The sequence below is a fragment of the Sulfurimonas sp. NW15 genome, assembly GCF_051132285.1.
GTDB classification, from domain to species: domain Bacteria; phylum Campylobacterota; class Campylobacteria; order Campylobacterales; family Sulfurimonadaceae; genus Sulfurimonas; species Sulfurimonas hydrogeniphila.
On the sequence record NZ_CP093237.1, the window covers coordinates 1,742,753 to 1,762,392 of the forward strand.

The 19,640-nt window shown below is 36.2% G+C and carries 21 protein-coding genes; 1 reads left to right on the top strand and 20 read right to left on the bottom strand.

The genetic code is table 11. From position 1 onward, the window contains the following. Positions 1 to 43: 43 nt before the first annotated feature. The 17 genes from MLC52_RS08945 to MLC52_RS09025 all read right to left on the bottom strand — a co-directional run bounded on the left by MLC52_RS08945 (position 44) and on the right by MLC52_RS09025 (position 15,050). Positions 44 to 1,858 carry a citrate/2-methylcitrate synthase gene (locus MLC52_RS08945; protein WP_346389922.1) on the bottom strand — a complete coding sequence of 605 codons (1,815 nt, stop codon included), beginning with the start codon at positions 1,856 to 1,858 and terminating at the stop codon, positions 44 to 46. Positions 1,859 to 1,867: 9 nt separating this feature from the next. Beyond that, entirely contained in the window at positions 1,868 to 3,208 is a 1,341-nt protein-coding gene (locus tag MLC52_RS08950) for an ATP citrate lyase citrate-binding domain-containing protein (protein ID WP_151899869.1), read from the bottom strand. An 87-nt stretch (positions 3,209 to 3,295) separates the two neighbouring features. Continuing rightward, on the bottom strand, positions 3,296 to 4,489 hold the full coding sequence (locus tag MLC52_RS08955; protein ID WP_434580101.1) for a hypothetical protein: 1,194 nt from the start codon (positions 4,487 to 4,489) through the stop codon (positions 3,296 to 3,298). Continuing rightward, complete coding sequence (locus MLC52_RS08960; protein WP_151901488.1) at positions 4,486 to 5,052, bottom strand: anthranilate synthase component II; 567 nt, start codon at positions 5,050 to 5,052, stop codon at positions 4,486 to 4,488. The genes MLC52_RS08955 and MLC52_RS08960 overlap by 4 nt, the downstream gene beginning before the upstream one ends. 61 nt (positions 5,053 to 5,113) lie before the next feature. Then, on the bottom strand, positions 5,114 to 6,157 hold the full coding sequence (locus tag MLC52_RS08965; RefSeq protein ID WP_418640546.1) for an AI-2E family transporter: 1,044 nt from the start codon (positions 6,155 to 6,157) through the stop codon (positions 5,114 to 5,116). An 11-nt stretch (positions 6,158 to 6,168) separates the two neighbouring features. Continuing rightward, the gene (locus tag MLC52_RS08970) at positions 6,169 to 6,966 is read right to left on the bottom strand and encodes an ABC transporter permease (RefSeq protein WP_418640547.1); all 798 of its coding nucleotides are present in this window, start codon (positions 6,964 to 6,966) and stop codon (positions 6,169 to 6,171) included. A gap of 4 nt (positions 6,967 to 6,970) precedes the next feature. Then, positions 6,971 to 8,851, bottom strand: a complete 1,881-nt coding sequence (flgK, locus tag MLC52_RS08975) for a flagellar hook-associated protein FlgK (RefSeq protein WP_434580104.1) — start codon at positions 8,849 to 8,851, stop codon at positions 6,971 to 6,973. 1 nt (position 8,852) lies between these two features. Beyond that, positions 8,853 to 9,281 (bottom strand): hypothetical protein, encoded by a 429-nt coding sequence (locus tag MLC52_RS08980; protein WP_346389917.1) that lies wholly within the window; start codon positions 9,279 to 9,281, stop codon positions 8,853 to 8,855. Positions 9,282 to 9,304: 23 nt separating this feature from the next. After that, positions 9,305 to 9,511, bottom strand: a complete 207-nt coding sequence (locus tag MLC52_RS08985) for a flagellar biosynthesis anti-sigma factor FlgM (RefSeq protein WP_151899863.1) — start codon at positions 9,509 to 9,511, stop codon at positions 9,305 to 9,307. Between the two features lie 76 nt (positions 9,512 to 9,587). Continuing rightward, on the bottom strand, positions 9,588 to 9,896 hold the full coding sequence (locus MLC52_RS08990; protein ID WP_434580106.1) for a rod-binding protein: 309 nt from the start codon (positions 9,894 to 9,896) through the stop codon (positions 9,588 to 9,590). After that, the gene (locus MLC52_RS08995) at positions 9,896 to 10,942 is read right to left on the bottom strand and encodes a flagellar basal body P-ring protein FlgI (protein ID WP_151899861.1); all 1,047 of its coding nucleotides are present in this window, start codon (positions 10,940 to 10,942) and stop codon (positions 9,896 to 9,898) included. Before MLC52_RS08995 ends, MLC52_RS08990 begins: the two co-directional genes overlap by 1 nt. 36 nt (positions 10,943 to 10,978) lie before the next feature. Beyond that, positions 10,979 to 11,578 carry a 16S rRNA (guanine(966)-N(2))-methyltransferase RsmD gene (rsmD, locus tag MLC52_RS09000; RefSeq protein WP_434580109.1) on the bottom strand — a complete coding sequence of 200 codons (600 nt, stop codon included), beginning with the start codon at positions 11,576 to 11,578 and terminating at the stop codon, positions 10,979 to 10,981. Next, positions 11,568 to 11,942, bottom strand: coding sequence for a hypothetical protein (locus tag MLC52_RS09005; protein WP_151899859.1), 375 nt, complete (start codon positions 11,940 to 11,942; stop codon positions 11,568 to 11,570). The genes rsmD and MLC52_RS09005 overlap by 11 nt, the downstream gene beginning before the upstream one ends. 4 nt (positions 11,943 to 11,946) lie before the next feature. Then, complete coding sequence (locus tag MLC52_RS09010; RefSeq protein ID WP_151899858.1) at positions 11,947 to 12,648, bottom strand: exonuclease domain-containing protein; 702 nt, start codon at positions 12,646 to 12,648, stop codon at positions 11,947 to 11,949. Continuing rightward, positions 12,642 to 13,205: a hypothetical protein gene (locus tag MLC52_RS09015; RefSeq protein ID WP_434580111.1), complete on the bottom strand. Its 564-nt coding sequence runs from the start codon at positions 13,203 to 13,205 to the stop codon at positions 12,642 to 12,644. Before MLC52_RS09015 ends, MLC52_RS09010 begins: the two co-directional genes overlap by 7 nt. Next, complete coding sequence (locus MLC52_RS09020; RefSeq protein WP_151899856.1) at positions 13,198 to 13,629, bottom strand: hypothetical protein; 432 nt, start codon at positions 13,627 to 13,629, stop codon at positions 13,198 to 13,200. The genes MLC52_RS09015 and MLC52_RS09020 overlap by 8 nt, the downstream gene beginning before the upstream one ends. A gap of 56 nt (positions 13,630 to 13,685) precedes the next feature. Beyond that, the gene (locus MLC52_RS09025) at positions 13,686 to 15,050 is read right to left on the bottom strand and encodes an IS4 family transposase (protein WP_434580113.1); all 1,365 of its coding nucleotides are present in this window, start codon (positions 15,048 to 15,050) and stop codon (positions 13,686 to 13,688) included. 310 nt (positions 15,051 to 15,360) lie between these two features. Between MLC52_RS09025 and murA the strand changes: the two genes are divergently transcribed. Further along, positions 15,361 to 16,623 carry a UDP-N-acetylglucosamine 1-carboxyvinyltransferase gene (gene murA, locus MLC52_RS09030; protein ID WP_434580115.1) on the top strand — a complete coding sequence of 421 codons (1,263 nt, stop codon included), beginning with the start codon at positions 15,361 to 15,363 and terminating at the stop codon, positions 16,621 to 16,623. A gap of 5 nt (positions 16,624 to 16,628) precedes the next feature. Here murA and MLC52_RS09035 read toward each other — a convergent pair whose 3' ends face one another. The 3 genes from MLC52_RS09035 to purH form a co-directional block, all read right to left on the bottom strand. Further along, positions 16,629 to 17,003, bottom strand: coding sequence for a heat shock protein transcriptional repressor HspR (locus MLC52_RS09035; protein WP_151899854.1), 375 nt, complete (start codon positions 17,001 to 17,003; stop codon positions 16,629 to 16,631). 15 nt (positions 17,004 to 17,018) lie between these two features. Next, positions 17,019 to 17,915, bottom strand: a complete 897-nt coding sequence (locus MLC52_RS09040; protein WP_434580117.1) for a DnaJ C-terminal domain-containing protein — start codon at positions 17,913 to 17,915, stop codon at positions 17,019 to 17,021. Positions 17,916 to 18,019: 104 nt separating this feature from the next. Then, positions 18,020 to 19,558: a bifunctional phosphoribosylaminoimidazolecarboxamide formyltransferase/IMP cyclohydrolase gene (purH, locus tag MLC52_RS09045; protein ID WP_434580119.1), complete on the bottom strand. Its 1,539-nt coding sequence runs from the start codon at positions 19,556 to 19,558 to the stop codon at positions 18,020 to 18,022. Positions 19,559 to 19,640: the final 82 nt, after the last annotated feature.

Here is a 19,640-nt window from a genome sequence, read left to right on the forward strand (position 1 = left end):
GAAGATAAGACAAAGAGTAACCTCTTTGTCTCATGCAGAATAATTAAATTTTTTCTGCTTTTTTTACATCGTAAAGAATATCATCCATCGGATGTCTGTACATTGGCATAGCAAGACGTTTTTCATCAAGAACATGCCCGATAAAACCTATTGAACGACCAACTATAAAGAATGAATTGAGAGTACCTGATTCGATAAATTCATTGATTTCTTCTTCAGAGTATCCCAGTGCTCTCCACATATCAACCATTAAGATACCTATAGTACCATCAACATTTAAGATAAGGTTCTCTTTTTTTGATGTTGTTAACGCTTCAACAGTTTTTGCATAATCCAGCAGTGGAGTACTTGGAAAATGTTCTGCTGCGTAATTCATAAGACCCGTAACACGAAGATCCGGATTTTTAAGAGATTTAATACGGTGACCGATACCTGGAATTGGTACGCCTTCACTTTTCATATATGCTAAAAACTCTTTTGGAGAAAGATTGTTATCATCAGCATATTTAAAATATTTTGCCGCACCGTCAATTGCACCACCAAATCTCGGACCAATTGTCAATAAACCGGTTACAAGTGATTCAACAACTGATTTACCTGCACGTGCTGTTACTTTTGCATTATGCGCACCAGAAACCGCAGGACCGTGGTCTGCTACTGTTTTTATAACTGTTTCTATAAAATCTGTCGCCCATTTTGGATACTGTTTTTTAAACCATAAAAGTGAAATAACATCACCGATGCCTTTACCTGTATCCGGAGTCGCAACAGATGAAATAGGAAAGCCTGCATATGTAGCCTCTTCCCCTCTGTCATCAGAAATAGTACAGATAAAGTTTTTAGAACGACGCATTTTAGGAATAACATTGATTTCAGGTTCTTCAATTTCCCCAATAATGCCTTTTGTTTTCAAATCATCATAAACTTCCATGATAGTTGCCGGTAAATCGTTAAATGTAGCCGGTACATGTATACCAGCTTCAGCCATCGCTTTGTTTTTAGCTTCAGCAGTTTCACGCTCAGCATTTGCAGAAGCACCAGCATGCCCGAATTGAACACCGGAATCATAATACTTAGCAATAGTACCGATACACCATGCAATAATTGGCTTAGTAATTTTTCCGGATTTTACTGCTTCGATTACTTTATACTCTTCTGTACCACCGACTTCACCCAGTAAAATCATATATTTTACATCCGGGTTTTCTTGCATACGCAATAAATTGTCAATAAAAACTGATCCTACGAATCTGTCACCACCGATAGCAACACCTTCTGCAATACCGTCAGCATTAATTGCAATGATGTTTGAAAGTTCGTTAAAAAGTCCACCAGAGCGTGTCACAAGTCCACATGAACCTGCACGGTGCAATTTTGAGTTGATAATATTTTCAATAGTACCACCGATATTGGCAATTTTAAATGCACCCGGAACAATAGCACCAACAGTTGCAGGTCCTATAACAGTTACATTGAGTTCTCTTGCATAGGCATTCATGCCACGGGCAAGTCTTTCCGGAATTCCCTCAGCTGTGATCATGATTGTTTTAAAGCCGCCAAGGTTTAAGGCTTCCATTGTTACATCATAAGCCGTTCTGAATGATGCAAAGTTTAAAAGTACATCAGCTTGCGGCTGAGCAGCTTTTGCTTCTGCTGTACTTTTGTAAATAGGGACCATAATCTCATCCGCACCCCAAAAAAACTTTTCAAATTTGTTTGAACTCGTAGGTGCAACAATTGCCGCAACAGATGGTGTTTCTCTTTTGATTGTGTAATCATAGTCAAGCATTCTCTGGATAGCAGTTTTGTTGTTATTCCAAAAAATTGCTTGTGTATCTCTAGTAAATAATTTTCCCATCTTTTCTCCTTACTTCTCTTCTAATGCCATACGCACGATGTCTGTTACATGTGTTTCCGGACCATATACTTCAATGTTTAAACCTAATCTGTCAGCAGCTTCTTTGATGTCTTTTAAACCTTTTTCATAGTTTGGACCACCACGTCTGACATAAATTTTTATACCTACATCTTTCATTTTATCGGCGTAATTTTCAAAAGCCTGAATAATACCTGTAAATGTTTTTGCAACATCTGTAAAGTTTGCAATCGCTCCACCAATGATTAAGATTTTATCACGCCCTTGAGGATCTTTTTCTCTTGTCATTAAATCAAGAAGTGTTTCAGCATAAAATTTTGTTTCACCCGTAGTTGGACCACCTGAGTATTCACCATAGTTCGCTAAATCTTCAATACCTGCAAAATCAGCAATAGTATCAGCGTATACAACTGAAGCACCACCACCGGCAACCATAGTCCATATTCTAGCTTCAGGCTTCAGTAATGTAAGCTTGAGTGAAGCACCTGTTTTTGCATCTGCTTCCTCGATTGCTTCAACTTCCGGAGATTTTGCTTCCATACCAAATGCAGTTGGATACTCAACATCACCCCACTCTTCTACCATCATAAATCCGGCAGTATCATCCAGTTTTGCAACCATGTCTAAAAGCTCAATTTTTGTTCCCTGCATAACAAATGGATTAATTTCAAGGTATGCAAAATTTAGTTCACGATACGCTTTAAAGAAACCGATTGCAAATTTTGCAAAATTTTCTTTATCTTCTTCTTTTACGTCTGCAGGAATATTTGCTTTTATTTTCTCGGCGATCTCTTCTTCTGTAGCAGTAATCGGGAATGCAACTTCGGTAACTTTTTCATCCCATCCCTCTTCAACTTCCATACCGCCTTCAGCTGACATGTAGAGAACATCTTCATCTCCTACCACAGTTGCTGAAATATAATACTCTTCAGACTGATCATGCGGAGTAAACGGCTCAACAATAAAGTGAGTCAATCTGTCTACTTTTGGCTCACCTGTCGGAGTATCTCCCTCAAATGAAAAATAGACTGCCACATCTTCTTTCGCTTTTTCGTCAATCCATGCTGCAGCTTTTTCTAAAGTAACATCACCCGGTTTTTGATCTTTAAAAAGCACTAAGTTATTTTTACCACGTTTACCAAACAGCATATCCGGTTTTACAACTAATGGTTTTTCTTTTAACCATGGTTTTTCTTTTGCAGCTTCAAGCAGTTCCGCACCTGATGTTACCAGAACCGTCTCGTATGCATAAGTGAAATCTGGAAAGTATTTATTCCAATGTTTTGCTAAAATTGACTTCGCGTCATATTCTCGTATCGCTTTTTGAGCCATAGAAACTCCCTATTTTGATATTTGTGGACTATTCTAGCATAAAGTATCCAACAAATATCTTTGGTTTATATTAACCATTAAATAGATTTATTTATTGTTTATTTTAGTAACATTAGCCTTATACAGTATTTTATTTTTGTAACGTATAGTAACATCACTCTTAATATTTGAATGAGGTTTTAGTTCTTGTAAAACATTTTCATCACATTTATCAATAAAATAAAATTTTAATCTTTTCTGCATATCCTGGTTGGTTTTCACACACAATATATTCATTGCTTTTAACTCGGTTGCAAGTTTTTTGGCAATATGCATTTTATATGCAAAATGTTTTTTTGGATTGTCTAAAAGTAAATACAGTTCTTTGTTAAACATTACAATTAGGGTATTAAAAATTAAAAATACAAAGGCCAACACAAATATTGCTCTGTATCTTTTCCTGAAGTTTGTCAGTCTCACCCTGTATGAATGTGCAAAAGTTTTCGCCGCCAAAGGCAGCGCTAAAATCAGATAAGGTGCAAATAACTCAAGTTCGACACGTTGTCTAAATGACAGGAGTAAAGAAAACAATAAAGCAGTTGATGCTATATACCATATTTGGTCATTCTCGTCATTAAGGTAACCACGATACAGCGTATAAAAAATATATATAAATATAACAGGGGTAAAAATAGCACTGTAAACTCCGATTGTGTCTAAAAAATGACCACTCGGCACACCGGATATATTTAAACCATAGATATAAACAGACAAACCTGCGAGAAAAAGATTGTATAAAAACAATATTTTATTTTTTTGAAATAAATAAAATATTGCAAGTCCTACAAACAAATAAACAAAACCCGCATCTAAAAGTGCATACAAAAACAACAGAATATTCAAGTAATAATCATTCAGTTTTTGACTCAAATATATGTACAGAAACAGTCCAAAGATAATCAAACCGGCATGACTGATGACAAGAGCAGCACTGACAACCCCAGGTAAAAGTACAAATACTGTTACTAACCATAACCTGTTTCTCTCTAATGCCAAGTATTTTGCAGAAATCGCATATAAAAGCCATGCACTTAAAAGATGTAAAAGTATCATCACAAACCGTAATGCAAAATCATTTTGTCCAAATATTTTTAATGAGAGTTTCACTAATTGCTGTAAGAAGGAAGCATCTCCGTACAAAAGTGATGCTTCAGAGGGAGAGATGGAAATTTGCGTAGTTTGAAAAATAAGAATAGATGCATCCAATCCAAGTATCAGGAATAAGATGATTCGATATTTCATAATTTTAGAAAATTTCCAATAATTTCATGTCCGTATTCGCTCATTATAGATTCAGGATGAAACTGCACGCCGTAAATATCTTTATCTTTTATTTTTAGTGCCATTATTTCATCATCATCCATACTGAAGGCTGTCGGTTCGATACTCTCCGGTATACTCTTTTTATCGACTATCAGAGAATGATAACGTGTTGCCGTAAATTCATCCGGCAGAGTGTCAAAGAGTTTACATGTAGAGTGTTTAATCTTTGATGTTTTACCGTGCATCATATTTTTGGCACGCACGATATCTGCACCAAAAGCCTGTGCAATACTCTGGTGCCCTAAGCATATACCAAGAATCGGCAATTTGTCCTGAAAATAATTTATCACTTCCAAGGTTACACCTGCCTCATCAGGAGAAGCCGGTCCGGGAGAAATTATAATTTTTTCCGGATGAAGATTTTCTATCTCTTGCACACTCATCTCATCATTGCGTATAATTTTTAAATCCGCTCCAAGTTCCCTGCAATACTGAACAATATTGTATGTAAAACTGTCATAATTATCTATCATTAATATCAAAATTTTTCCTACTGAGTAATCTATATATTTTTTTGTAGTATAGCTATATTGCTCTTGTATTTTACTTATTAGTTTCTTCATTCAATGCAATATTGTCACCTGTTCCAAGCAGGACGCCTATCCATTGTGTATTTTGATTGGCATCAAAAATAATCTTTGCCATTATTGTTAAAGGAATTGACAAAAGCATGCCTACTATGCCCAAAAGCCATCCCCAGAACATGAGTGAAAGAAAAACTATCAGGGTGGACAGTCCTAAACCTTTTCCCATAATTTTAGGTTCAAGAATAGAGCCTATGACTATATTTATCACAGTGTACAACACCATGACTGCCAAAGCGCTCATGCCTCCCAGCTGCACTAAAGTAATTAAAACTGCAGGAATGGCTGCAATTATTGAACCTATATTTGGGATAAAGTTTAACATAAAAGCCAATACTCCCCATAAAAAGGCATAATCTGTACCTAAAAAATAGAGACTCATCCATATGATGGCACCGGTAAACAATGAGATGAGTGCTTTGAGTACCATATAGTTTTTTATTTTAGAAAAAATTCTTTCTATATGAGCCATTGTCTCTTGATGTCCGTCAGCCAGTTCCACTTTTTTTACAAAATATTGTGATTCAAGCAGCATAAATATCACTGTTAAAATAATGATAAAACCATTTGTAAACATAGCACCCATACTTTGAATAATACTTGTTGCGAATTTCATTGCCTGTTTCATATTTATCAGGTTTGCTATATCCTCAGTTGAAATTTCTATACCGAAAGAAGCGGTATAGTGTGAAATAAGCTGATAATATTGCGCAAGTTTTTGTGCATATGTATCAATATTGGCACTAAAATCATGCACTGAATTACCCACAAGTTTTGCAATCAGCGCCAAAAACAGAATAAAGACTGTTATTACCAAAGTAACAGACACAATATCCGGTATCGACTTTGACTTAAAATAATTATACAAAGGAGAGAGGATAATTGCAATAAACAAAGAGAGTAAAAACGGAATAATAATGACTGATGCACTTTTTATGCCTGCCAGGACAATCACCACACTTGCCATAACGATAAAATAATAGCCTATTTTATGCTCTTTCATACGTTTTCCCTTTAGCTTTGAATCTCTTGCTGATTTGTAATCTGCTGTAAATAGTTTGAAATATTAATAAGTGAAAAAGTGACTAAAAAAATCATTAAACCTGGGAAAAAACTCACCCACCAGGCAATGTCAATAACATCTTTTCCTCCACTTAAAATTGTCCCCCAGCTCATCTGAGGTGCGACAATTCCCAATCCTAAAAAACTCAATCCTGACTCTGCCAAAATAGCACCGCCCACGCCGAAAGTAAAACTTACAAAATAGATCGGAGCCAAAACAGGGGCATAATATTTTAAAAGAATTTTTAATGTATTTACCTTTGCGATCTTGAGTATTTTAATATAAGGCTGGGAAGTAATTTTAAAACTCTCAGAGCGTATCAGCCTGGCGGTTGTCATCCACCCTGTAATTGATATAATAACAATCAGAACCAAAGCAGAGGCATTGACATAACTGACCAATGCAAGCAGTAAAAAAAATGTCGGAAATGTCAAAAAAAGATCGACTGTAATGACAAAGATCCTGTCCACGCTTCCTTTGAAATATCCGGCCATCGAACCCAGAATCAGTCCAATAAAAGAAGCGACAAAAGCACTCCCTGCCCCAATAACAAGAGAAACTTCTCCTCCGGCAATAAGGCGAGCCAATATATCCCTTCCCAGCCTGTCCGTGCCTAAAGGGTGCATCAAGGAAGGCGCCAACAAAATTGCTTTTGCATCTAAAGCATAGGGGCTGGCATGGTATAGTTGTGATCCGAAAAACGAAAACAGGAAAATAAAGATGAGTATAAATATACTGAATTTAGGCATAAAGCTATTGTTTAATGCCTAAAAGTGTCTGCATCATTTGATCAACAGTAGTAATCACTTTTGCGGCAGCACCGTAAGAAGTCTGATACTTGATGAGATTTGTCATCTCTTCATCAATACTTACTTTTGTAATAGAATTATATTCCATCTCTGTCGCATTAAATTGCGTAGAAACAGTTTCATTCCTTGTTATGGCTGAATTTGTTGAGATGCCTACATAGGTACTGGTAATATCAAACATCCCGTATGTTGTCGTATCATACTGCTCATTTCCTACCTGAAATTTATAGGATTCAAACTGTTGCTGAACCATATCAAGAGCGACTCTGTTATCACCTGCATTGGATGAATAGCCAGCATGTAATTGTGTCGGATTATTCCTGTATTGTGTATTGAGACGAATATCTCTTGCATTAGTCCCCTCAAAAAAGGAACCAAGCCCTATAGCACCTGCAAAATTTGTTCCTGATGCAAATGTATTATCAGGTAAGTTGTCAACAACGGCAAATGTATAGCCTTGCGAATTGGCAGCTGTATTCATGCTGAGTTCAAGTTTTATATCACCATTCGCATTTGGTGCATAATTAAAGATCATATAATCATCAACATCATTATTGGCATTTGCATCACTGTTGTCATCTTTATTTGCGATGATTTGCCCCTCAATTGAGTTGGAACCACTGATACCTGACATAGAGGTTGCAGCATCAATGTTTATCGTCCTTTTTGCCACCTCATTGCCATCTATATCATACACTACCACATCAAAAGAACCGGGATTGATATTTAAAGGGGAAGTCACCAAAGGAGTTGCCGGATTAATATTAATGTTATTTGACTCCATTCGGGATCTGGCACTTTTTGCATACAGGTTGTTTGTTGATTCTATGAGGCCCTTGGCAAAAGCATCAAGATCTGAAACAACATTTTGCAATACACCATCTGTCGGCATACCACTTGTTGTATCAACAGCCCGACCTCTCAGATTGAAAATTGCTCCTATCTTTCCATTGGTTATCTCTTCTTCCATAGGAATAAGTGTACCGTCCTGTCGTTCATAGGAGAGTTCATAAAATCCATACGGATTATTCCCTTTTTCAATAGTGAGCGGATGATATGTACTGCCGTCAACAAGATTAAAACCGTTAACACTAAGTGTATAACTTCCGGTTCTTGTATTTGAATTGGAATCTATCTGAATATTTGATTCCAACTGTCCTTGATTTACTTCAGCGCCTATCAATCTGGATAAACTTCTTTCTATAACATTTCTTTTATCCCGTAAATCATTTGCAGTGTATCCTCCACCCGCTTCAGCAACATCAATGGACTTGTTAAGATCTGCCAACTGCTGAGCCAGACTGTTTACCTCAGTAATATTAACATCAAGCTGGTCATTTACCTGCATTTGTAAATTTAAAACCTGGTTTTGTGTTTGGGTTATATGCTGTGTCAGTGTTTCGGTCTGTTTTGCCAATGCAACTTTTATGGAATCATTATTTGGATTATCAGCAAAAGTCTGCCACATATTATAGTATTCGGCCAGGTCCGCTTTAATTCCGACACCATCTATTTCAGGAAAATATGTTGAGAGTTCTTCAAGTGTTTGTCTTTCAAAATCACTGTATTCTTTATCTGCAGAAACACTGCTGTATCTGTCAAACACAAAATTGTCAAATACTCTTTTGATATCCTGGATTTCAACGCCATTTCCAACATTTCCTGCACTCGTAATCAAAGGATTTGCAGCTGAAGTGATCACTCTTTGACGGGTATATCCTTCATTTTCCGCATTTGCTATATTGTTTCCTGTTGTATTTATTCCGACTTGTGCTGCGCTTAATCCGCTGTATCCGATGCTGAGTGTATTAAAAATTGAAGCCATTTTAAACCCTTACTTCCAATATTGTAGAGTCTTTGGATGCAACCTTGTTGTACCCCTGCATTTCTGTCGGTACTAATCTTTCCAGGAAGGTATTGTATAAATTACTCACGACAACTACTAACTTTGCATACTGTTTATTCACTGTTCTGAGTTCTGACAAGCTTTGTTTTAATTCATCCAATAGTTGATGCTGTGTTTCATCTAATAATTGGGGAAGTTCAACATCCGGATGGGATGTAATTAACGCAGAAATTTCGTAATCTATCATTGCTTTTTTTGCTTCAAAGCTTTTTAGTTTTTCTTCTTTTATGGAGAGTCTTTCAAACTGATGGTCATGTTGCGCTTTTTGGATATCTTTGATATCTGATTTTGTTATTGAAATTAAATCTTTTAAATCCTGTAAAGCGCTCTGCAAATGATGACTCAACATGCCATTCTCCTGTTAGTTTATTTCTAAAGTAACTCATCTGCCATTTTTTTAGATAATGCAGACAAATCTACTTTGTATTGTCCTGAGTCTATAGACTCTTTGAGTTGTTCGACTTTGCTGCTCTTGTTTTCCACAGCAGTTACTGAAGTATTCTCTTTTTTTTGTGTGTTTGAAAGTGTATTGTTCACATAGGCACTCCCCAACACTGAATTATTTACTTTTGAAATCATAATTCATCCTTTATATAATAAGTTTGTTTTATTGCTATTGTTATATCGGCAATAACCAGAACTTATTAAGTTGATTTTATGAATTCTTTTGAGATAAATAATCATAAAGCATTTGCGAAAATCCGAAACTTCCGGCACTTGCTTTAGAAAGCTCATCTCTGTACATTGATTTATATATTTTATCTCCCGGATCATTTTGTGATGAAAAAAGATTCTTATCATCTTTCATCGCATTATCCATCAGCATTTTTACTATAACGGCTTCAAAAGCATCTGTCTGTTCTCTCAGAGCCTTATCCTGCACCTTTTCGTCAATCCTGGGTATTGCTTTATTCGCTGTAGCCATTTGTGCCTGGGCATTGACAGCATTCATTGAGTAACTCATCATATCACCTTCAATTCTGCAGATATACTCCCTGCACTTTTCATCGCTTCAAGTATAGATATAATATCTTTTGGTGAAGCTCCGAGTTTTTGCAAAGATCTTACAAGATTTGCCACTGTTGTTGTTCCCTCTTTGGTATAGACTTCATTCTCGTTTAAACCGATAACCAGATTATTATCAACACTCATTGAACCTGCAGGCTTTGAAATCTTTTTCTGTTCAACAATCTTTATCGTAATATCTCCGTGTGTTAAAACTACCGGTTTGAGTTCTATATTTACTCCAGCAACAATTGTTCCTGTTCTTTCATTTATTATGATTTTATCTTTTGGATGATAATCCATGTCGATCTCCTGAACCTCAGCCAAAAACTCTATCATAGAACGATTTTGTGGACATTTCAGTTTTATACTTCTTGAGTCCATAGCTATTGCTAACTGTGTATGATAATAATCATTAATTGCCTTTTGAATTCCAACAGCATTCCTGAATCCTGATTCTTTAAGAGATAATGTTGCATATTTTTGATGAAACAGATCAATATTGATTTCTCTTTCAATTATCCCTCCGTTAAAAACAATTCCTGTAGTAGGGTGTGACGCATTTCCTGCACCTCTTGTGTTCAGTCCGCCTATACTGATGGCTCCTTGTGCCAAAGCATAAATTTTTCCGTCAACCCCTTTTAAAGGTGTCATCAGAAGTGTTCCCCCTTCTAAAGATTTTGAATCTCCTATAGAAGAAACGGTCACATCCATTTTATCACCCTGTCTGGCAAAAGGTTTCATAGTAGCAGTTACCACAACAGCAGCAACATTTTTCGACATGATGTCAATTGGGTCCATGTTTATATTCATTGCACGAAGCATATTGGAGATAGACTGAAGAGTAAACCTTGAGGTAGTCCCGTCTCCGGTTTTTTTCAATCCGACGACAAGGGAATAGCCTATAACCTGATTGTCTCTTACTCCTACAATATTTGACACATCCGATATCTTTGTAGCATAAAGAGTAGAGAAAAAAAGTATAAACAGTAAAATAAATTTCATTAGCAATCCTTACATGTAAAGATAAACCAGCAAATTTTATTCCATATTATTGTTTGTAAGATATGTTAACGTAGTATTCCCAAATTTTTTTGATTTTTTTACCTTGTATATGCCTAAGAGTTCAGGAATCTTCAGACCGCTCATATGTTCTACAATAATCATCTTTACATGTAAGGCAGGCAGTTTTTCTATAAGTTTCATAGTTTTTTCATAAATCTCTTCCATACCCTCACGGATACTGAACGGAGGGTCAATGTAGAAGAATGCATCTTCATTCGATTTTTTCAGTCTTGAGAGAACTAACTCAATATTTTCAAAACTGTCTCCGGCAAAGACTTCACAGGCAGACGGGTCTGTCTGTGAAATATTTTTTTGAAGTGTTTTTAATGCTTCTTTGTCTTTTTCCATAAAGTATATTTTTTTTGCACCACGGCTGAGTGCTTCAAGACCTATTGATCCACTTCCTGAAAAAACTTCAACAAAGTTTGCATCAACTATATCAAACTGTAAAGTATTAAAAAAAGATTCCAAAACTATAGACTTGGAACTTCGTGTAGTGACTTTTGACGGGAGCAAAAGTTTTTTTCCCTTATATTTTCCTGCAATAATCTTCTTGCTCAGTTGTTTACTTTTCATAAAATGCTTTCACCGCTCTTAGAATATTTTCCTGATACTCTTTTGTTAACAACTCAATTCTTTTTTCCAATACTTCAAAGTTCATTCTCTCACTCGTGTTCTCATCTTCAGGCTGAGTATTTGTACTCTCAGGATAGAGTTCATTATATTTTTTTTCCAAGGCCAAAATAAGCTGTGACTTTGAAAAAGGTTTCAATAAGTCTGCTCCTTCTTTCGTTGAAATATAAAAACATCGGCTCTCATTCAAACACTCTTCATCACGAATGATTATGTCACTTTTTTTTGATGAACTTAAATACTTTGCCAAAAAAAGTTCTAATGACTTTTGCAAAAGCGGAGACTGGCATTCAACAGCTACTTTCATAAAACTATCCTCTCAAATAATACTCAAGCGAGTACTTTAAATCTTCATCCAAATCTTCCAGACACAACATCCAGTTCACATAATTAATATCATGTTGGACTATCTCTTCTATATATTTTCCCATATATTTTCCAAAGGGAAATTTTTCTAAAAGCACTTTTTGAAAACTTAATTCTTTCATCTTTTCTACTGTTGCATACTCAAGCAGATATTCAAACAATAATTTTGTTACAAATACATCATTGAGTGCATTATTGGAGCATAAAGCATCTTTAATTCCATACTGCTGTTTAAGCGCATTCTCTTGTCTGTACAGCTTGAGTTCATAGCGTAAAAACTGCAATGAAAACTGTTCGCACTCTTTGATAAGATGTTTTGTGACTTTTAATGTATCTATTACAGCTCCTTGCCATTGCAGACCCGAAACAGCAAATTTTTCCAAAACGAATTGTACATTATGTGCAATTAAAGTATTTTCAAAAGTATTGTTTTTTTGTAATATTTCATATACTTGCGTCATTTTAAAAAGCTTTTTATCTTTGATCATTTCATTTGTAATATGATGAATACTTGAAGCTGACGGCGGTATCTTTTTTCCTTCGTTTATAAGTTCGTAAAATACCTTTTCATCTTTTAATAATGCAACGGAGCACACAACATCGCCTGCTTCAATCCCTGTAGTCTGCACATCTGTAAAAATCAACATTTTTTTACCTGAACTTTTTTACATTTTACACTGAGGACAATGAAAGAAAAAAAACCGGCAATTAGTATAAATATATGCAGAACATACATATTAAACCATGTAAACACGCTCTCATATGAGCTAAAAAGCTTCATAACAATCACTGCCACAATCATTTCTCCTGCAACTGTCCATATCATCAGCATAAACCATTTTCGCCATACTTTCAACAAATCACCATATCCAATCTCATCTATAATCTCTCCTGTTTCTTCATTCGTCTCTTCTTTGGGACAACCTAACAGGACAAACACATACCCTTTTATGCATTTATTAAAAATATATTTCAGACTTCTAAATAAAACAATCAAAAGCGCAAAATTCCATGACACCATAAACCAGAATTTAAATATAGTCAAAAGTGCCCTTGTTATTTCATTGTCTAATGTACCTGTTGTTCCCTGGCTTATATATATTACCAGTGTTATAAAAGCAGCAATAAAAAAAGTCAGCAACGCTGTATACAATGTCAGTTTTACCGCCCACTGCAACCATATAAAAAAATAAAATCTACTCATTCTCCTGCCCGAATCTATTTAGCATATCATGATAATGTTCAAGTGTCATAAAACTTTTTTCAAACCTGTAGCGAATGACAAATTCCACTACCTTCTCTTTTAGTTCAGTGGCAACATTCTCAACTCTTCCAAAATAGGCCAAAGAGATATTTTTACTTTTTTGTATTGCGTTTTTGTCATAATGAATTGCTAAAATCTGTAAATATTTTCCTTTTTTAATTGTACCAAGATCCTCCTCATTTAGCGATACACCCGAAAGGTTCACAGCTTTAAAATGAAATAAATCTTCAAATTTTGCTACTTTTTTGTCTATATCCAACTCCCCAAACAGCTTTTGTAATATTTTTAAATTTTGCTTTCTCGCCGTCTCATAACTGGAAATTTTATTTGTTAAATGTTTCAATCTGTCTAATGCGGAACTCATGTGTAAATCCTTTAAAAAATTAAGTATATCAAAAATAAACTGTTTATATAATCATCTCAACTTTCGCACATAAAACCTAACTCTTTTTGTGTATAAGCACTGAGAACAGCGATAATCTGTAAGAAATTTTTATTGTCCTTGACAACATTTTGTATTTCAGAGATTTTTGTGAGTATTTTTATAAAAAGTTGCATCGATATTGCCAAGGATTCAAGTTCACATTCTAAATCTCTAAAGAGTTCCCCAAGTGTTTGAGGCTCATGTTTTAAGCGGTTGATATAGCTTACAATGTTATATGCAAACATTGAGAGTGTAATTTTTGCAATGAGTGCTTCATAGATTCTATTCTCCTCTTGACCCAAACCAAAGAGGTTTCGTAAGTCTTTATAGCCTTGTTCAATATTCCATCGCTTTTTATAAGTTGCTAAAATCTCTTTAGCACAGAGTTGCAAGTCTGTAGAGATAAAAACAAGTAAATCTTTACCTGTATGAAGAAATACCAACTTCACCTTGCCTAAAACAGCATGCTCTACAATTTTATCAAAGTATTTGTAAGAAATTTTACCGTGCTTGCCACTCTGTTTGTGGCGGATATTTTTTAAACTGTCATAGATCGTATTGAGAGTTTTATTTTTACCTTTAAAATTCCAAATGAGGTTGTTGTTCGGCAATCTTGCAATCACAGGCATACCTAAATTCTCTGCCTGTTGAATAAAATTTGGTTTAGCATACCAACTATCTATAAGGAGATAATCAGCTTCTACACCGTTATCTAAGGCTCGCTCGAGCATCTCAATTGCAAGGATGTTTTTACCTTTGGTAATCTCATTTTTTCGCTGATGAGCGTTGCTTCTGTGATGAAGTTTTGTTGTAAACTCTGATATATCTTTTCTTCTGCTATCATTCATCCGAAAAGAAAAGTCAAGTTGAAAAGTTGAATGTGAATCTGCATAATTGAGAGATACTATATTGAGTGCATTGATGGTTCGGTGTTCTTTATTGCTCCATATATATTTGCAGCTACCTTCAATGAGTTTGCCTCTCTTTGGCTCTACTGTGTCATCAATAATAAGCAGACGATGTTCACCCTGTTTATACAGTGGTTTTATCTTTTGCAAAAGTGCTGTTGTGCTTAAGAGTAAAAGTTTTCGCCAGTTATAACGACTCTCTTTTATAAATCGATAGTAGGCATCTTTACCAAATGCACTCTCACTCTGTTTGATAAAGCTTGATTGGCGTTTCTGCATCACAAGCATATAGAGAAAATGCAGAATTATTTGAAAGGGTGGATATCCAACTTCTCTTTTTATGAAGTTACTTTGCTTTAAAATCTTTGTGATTTTTATCTCTTGAAGCACTTCAAGTATTGGATTCTTTAATAAACTCTTCATAGCATAATTGATATAATTTGCAAGCTCCATAAAATAGCCTTTATAATGATGTTGTAGGAACAAAATTATACTAAAAAGTGGCTATTTATGGGCTTTTAGACTCAACTTAAGTTCGTAAATTTATTGAAATCTATGTGCGAAAGTTGAGTAATCATATTAATCAGGGCATCTCTAAAAACCCTGATATACCTCAAAACCAAAAAGAGAAGCTACTCGTAGCTCCTGCATAGTTTTGCCTTGCATTAGCACTTTTGCTATAATGTTGAGATATATCAGGGTTTTTAGAGGTGCCCTTAGATATAATGCCAATTATAAAATTTATGAAAATACAAAGAGACCTATGGATTATTTAAAAATAAAAAACAGTGCTTCACTCGAAGGTACTATAAATATCTCAGGTGCAAAGAATGCATCTCTACCTCTTATTGCTATGTGCATACTGGCCAAAAACAGTGTACATATGAAAAATTTACCACAGGTTGTAGATATAAAAACGCTTTTAAAACTCCTGTCAAATCTTGGTGCAACCTGTGAATTTTCGCAAGAAAGTGTTATCGTCAATACATTTGATCTACACGAAACAAAAGCCACCTATGATATAGTAAAAACCATGCGTGCTTCTATTTTGGTTTTAGGACCGATTTTAGCACGTTTTGGGCATTGTGAAGTCTCTTTACCCGGAGGATGTGCAATTGGACAGCGTCCAATTGATCTGCATCTTAAAGCCTTGGAACAGATGGGTGCAAAAATAGCTATTAAAGCAGGATACATCGAAGCAAGAACGCCAAATGGCTTGCACGGATGTGAAATAATTTTTGACAAAGTCACCGTTACAGGTACTGCAAATATTGTTATGGCCGCCGCTCTTGCCAAGGGGGTAACAACGATTACAAATGCAGCCAGAGAACCTGAAGTTGTCCAATTATGCGAAGTACTCAATGCCAGCGGCGTGAAAATCAACGGCATAGGCACAGCAATACTCGAAATACACGGTACAGACGGACAACTGCTCAATATCAATGAGTTTTCTATCATTCCGGACAGGATAGAAGCCGGAACATACCTTTGTGCGGGGGCCATTACAAAATCGCAACTCACATTGACGAATGTTGAACCGAAACATTTGGGCGCAGTTTTATCCAAACTCGAAGAGATGGGCAGTACTTTTACCCTCACAGACACCACAATTACAATTCACCCTGCCGCGCATATCAAACCTGTTAAAATTGTCACACAGGAATATCCCGCATTTCCAACAGACATGCAGGCACAGTTTTTGGCACTTGCAACACAGGCAGACGGTGTTTCAATTATAGAAGAACGACTTTTTGAAAACAGATTTATGCATGTCAGTGAATTACAGCGTATGGGTGCAGATATAACATTAAACGGTCATATTGCAACAGTGAGTGGAAAAAGCAATCTGTGTGGGACTGATGTCATGGCAACGGATTTACGTGCATCAAGCGCATTGGTTCTCGCTGCACTTGTTGCAACTGGAGAAACACATGTACACCGCATCTACCACCTGGATCGTGGATATGACTCACTTGAGAAAAAACTTTACCAGGTCGGTGCCAATATACAAAGACTCAAAGAGTAGATCTTCTACTCTTTAAAAACTATCATCTCATATAAACTCTTTTTCGTGACAAGTGACTTTTCCGGAGCAACAGAATGTGCATTTTTGACTACTTCAACTTCGTGACGAAGTTCTGCTATCTCTTTTTCCATTGCATCTATTGTTTCTTTCAAATTAAGAATAATATCCACACCTGCAAGGTTCACACCCAGTTCACGTGTCAATCGCAAAATTAATTTAATTTTATCTATATCCCGTTGCGAGTAGAGTCGTATTCGTCCGTCAGAACGAGATGGATTTATTAAGTTTTCCCTCTCATACTGTCGTAGAGTTTGAGGGTGTATATCTAATATTTTTGCAACAATGCTTATTAAATAGACTGGTTCATCATAATGGTGCATAGCAATACCCTCCTTTTATACTGTCTTTGGTAATTTTTCTTTCATAATTTTTACTAATTCAGGATCCAGATCTTCAACTTTTGGCAATACAATATTTGCTTTTAGATACAAATCACCTCTTTGTTTCGTTTTACGATTCATAGCCCCCATGCCTTTGACACGAAAGCGCTGTCCGTTTTTCGTATTTTGCGGTATTTTAAGTTTAATCTCTTTTTCCAGAGTCTGTACAGATATTTTGTCACCAAAAAGTGCCGCATACAAAGGCACATCAATAGTTTTGACTAAATCATCTCCCTCTCTCTCATACTCCGGACTCGGTGCTACATGTATGCGCAAAAAGAGGTCTCCGACTCTGCCGTTTTGTGCATGGCCTTTGCCTTTGACGCGCATTCTCTCACCGTCTTTTACACCGGCAGGAATTTTGATGTCAAAACGCTCGCCGTTTACAGAAACAGAGTGAGAGCCGCCTAAGATTGCTACGGCAAACGGGATGGTTACATTTGCTTCTATATCAAGGTTTGGTTCTTGATAGCGTTGCCCTCCGCCAAATCCGGAACTGCTGAAGCCAGAGGCTCCGCCTCCTGCACCGCTAAAACCTCCAAATCCGCCGCCACCGGAAAACATCTGACGCAGTATTTCATCAAGGTCTACATTTCCACCCTGACTTTGAGAAAAATCATGGAAATTCTGACCACCGAACATTGCATCACCGTACTGATCATACTGTGCTTTTTTCTCTTTGTCGCTCAGCACTTCATAGGCTGCATTTATTTCTTTAAATTTTTCTTCCGCACTCGGATCCTTATTAACATCCGGATGGTATTTGCGGGCTAACTTTCTGTAGGCTTTTTTGATTTCTGATTCACTTGCATTTGGAGATACTTCCAATGTTTCGTATAATGATTTGCTCATATTTATTCCTTCTAACTTATTTAATTATTCATAGATTCTCATTAGTGGAATTATATCATATTACTTGAGTGTATGTCAATCAAGGTAAAGGAACCTTGATAGATTTAATGTAAGAAGTGGCGGATACCTGAAAAGTAGAGACTCATACCAAATTCATCGGCTGCAGCTATTATTTCTTCGTCGCGAATAGAGCCTCCTGGTTCTATAATATTTTTAACTCCTGCTGCCGCGGCTGCATCTATAGAGTCACGAAACGGAAAGAATGCTTCGCTGGCAAGGGCTGCGCCTGTTACGTCAAGCCCCATATCTTTTGCTTTTTTAAGCGCACACTGTGCAGCATCTACACGGCTGGTCATTCCCATACCGACAGCAACCATTGCGGAATTTTTCACATAAACGACACAGTTTGATTTTGTCAGGGATGCTACCTTATAGGCAATTTCAAGATCTTTCATCTCTTCAGGTGTTGCTGCATTTTTACTCATAAGTTTTGCATTTTTCACTTCATCATCCTGCACCCTGTCCGCGTCCTGAAAAATAAATCCGCCGTCAATATGTTTAAAATCTTTTGTATCATTTGCCAAAATCAACTTCTCCGCACCCATCTCAAAAAGTTTAATTCTTTTCTTTGCTGCAAATACTTCCTGTGCTTCTTCGGTAATACGTCCTGCTATAATCACTTCAATAAATATTTCATTCATTTTTTCTGCCAATGCTTTGTCAACTGTGCCATTAACGGCAACCACACCGCCAAAAGCAGATACAGGGTCACATTTGAGTGCTTCTGTATATGCTTCGAGTAATGTATCTTTAATTGCAAAGCCACAGGGATTACCGTGTTTTGAGATACAAACAGCATTTTCATCCCCAAAGGCAGCTGCAATTTTAACCGCACCGTTTAAATCATTTAGGTTGTTAAAACTTGCTTCGCCTTTGAGTGTCTTAAAATTATTTGAAAAATGTTTGTCAAATTCATAGAGGGCACCTTTTTGATGAGGATTTTCACCATAACGAGTGTTCATTACTTTATTGCCTACAATAAACTGTTTTTCGCCGAAACCTTCGTTGAAACGTTCATTCATGTAGTTTGCAATCATTGAATCATAGGCTGCAGTATGTTCATACGCCTTAATCATAAAACCGCGGCGAAACTCTTTTGTATTTTTTTCATTCTCAATCGCATCAATAACGATGTCATAATCTTGTACATTTGTTACAATTAGAACAGCATCAAAGTTTTTTGCAGCCGAGCGAACCATTGCCGGACCGCCGATGTCAATATTTTCTATAATTTCATCAAAGTCATCCGTTTTTTCTATTGTTTCCTTAAACGGATAAAGGTTGACACATACCAGATCAATCGCTTCAACCCCAAGCTCTTTTGCCTGGTCCAAATGTGACTGTTTGTCACGACGATGCAAAATCCCACCGTGAACAAAAGGATTTAAAGTTTTCACACGCCCTTCAAAACATTCGGGAAACTTTGTTATCTCATCAATTTCAATAGCATCCACCCCATTTTCTTTCAACAACCTGTATGTTCCGCCGGTAGAAATTATCTCATACTCATTTTTTACCAATGATTTACAAAAATCTACAACACCGTTTTTATCACTTACACTTACTAATGCTCTTTTTTTCATTTGACGCCTTGATTTAAAATATTACTGCTATTTTATCCAAATAGAGTTTAGAAGATGGTAAACTTAAAAAAACAATTTAAGG

Excerpts from the sequence above, each read along its gene's own strand:
- MLC52_RS09035 (WP_151899854.1), bottom strand. The coding sequence starts at position 17,003 with ATGCACCATTATGATGAACCAGTCTATTTAATAAGCATTGTTGCAAAA.
- MLC52_RS09040 (WP_434580117.1), bottom strand. The coding sequence starts at position 17,915 with ATGAGCAAATCATTATACGAAACATTGGAAGTATCTCCAAATGCAAGT.
- rsmD (WP_434580109.1), bottom strand. The coding sequence starts at position 11,578 with ATGAAAAGTAAACAACTGAGCAAGAAGATTATTGCAGGAAAATATAAG.
- MLC52_RS09015 (WP_434580111.1), bottom strand. The coding sequence starts at position 13,205 with ATGAGTAGATTTTATTTTTTTATATGGTTGCAGTGGGCGGTAAAACTG.
- MLC52_RS08980 (WP_346389917.1), bottom strand. The coding sequence starts at position 9,281 with ATGTTGAGTCATCATTTGCAGAGCGCTTTACAGGATTTAAAAGATTTA.
- purH (WP_434580119.1), bottom strand. The coding sequence starts at position 19,558 with ATGAAAAAAAGAGCATTAGTAAGTGTAAGTGATAAAAACGGTGTTGTA.
- murA (WP_434580115.1), top strand. The coding sequence starts at position 15,361 with ATGGATTATTTAAAAATAAAAAACAGTGCTTCACTCGAAGGTACTATA.
- MLC52_RS08945 (WP_346389922.1), bottom strand. The coding sequence starts at position 1,858 with ATGGGAAAATTATTTACTAGAGATACACAAGCAATTTTTTGGAATAAC.
- MLC52_RS08985 (WP_151899863.1), bottom strand. The coding sequence starts at position 9,511 with ATGATTTCAAAAGTAAATAATTCAGTGTTGGGGAGTGCCTATGTGAAC.
- MLC52_RS08950 (WP_151899869.1), bottom strand. The coding sequence starts at position 3,208 with ATGGCTCAAAAAGCGATACGAGAATATGACGCGAAGTCAATTTTAGCA.
- MLC52_RS09025 (WP_434580113.1), bottom strand. The coding sequence starts at position 15,050 with ATGGAGCTTGCAAATTATATCAATTATGCTATGAAGAGTTTATTAAAG.
- MLC52_RS08970 (WP_418640547.1), bottom strand. The coding sequence starts at position 6,966 with ATGCCTAAATTCAGTATATTTATACTCATCTTTATTTTCCTGTTTTCG.
- MLC52_RS09020 (WP_151899856.1), bottom strand. The coding sequence starts at position 13,629 with ATGAGTTCCGCATTAGACAGATTGAAACATTTAACAAATAAAATTTCC.
- MLC52_RS08990 (WP_434580106.1), bottom strand. The coding sequence starts at position 9,896 with ATGAGTTACTCAATGAATGCTGTCAATGCCCAGGCACAAATGGCTACA.
- MLC52_RS09010 (WP_151899858.1), bottom strand. The coding sequence starts at position 12,648 with ATGTTGATTTTTACAGATGTGCAGACTACAGGGATTGAAGCAGGCGAT.
- MLC52_RS09005 (WP_151899859.1), bottom strand. The coding sequence starts at position 11,942 with ATGAAAGTAGCTGTTGAATGCCAGTCTCCGCTTTTGCAAAAGTCATTA.
- MLC52_RS08995 (WP_151899861.1), bottom strand. The coding sequence starts at position 10,942 with ATGAAATTTATTTTACTGTTTATACTTTTTTTCTCTACTCTTTATGCT.
- MLC52_RS08965 (WP_418640546.1), bottom strand. The coding sequence starts at position 6,157 with ATGAAAGAGCATAAAATAGGCTATTATTTTATCGTTATGGCAAGTGTG.
- MLC52_RS08955 (WP_434580101.1), bottom strand. The coding sequence starts at position 4,489 with ATGAAATATCGAATCATCTTATTCCTGATACTTGGATTGGATGCATCT.
- flgK (WP_434580104.1), bottom strand. The coding sequence starts at position 8,851 with ATGGCTTCAATTTTTAATACACTCAGCATCGGATACAGCGGATTAAGC.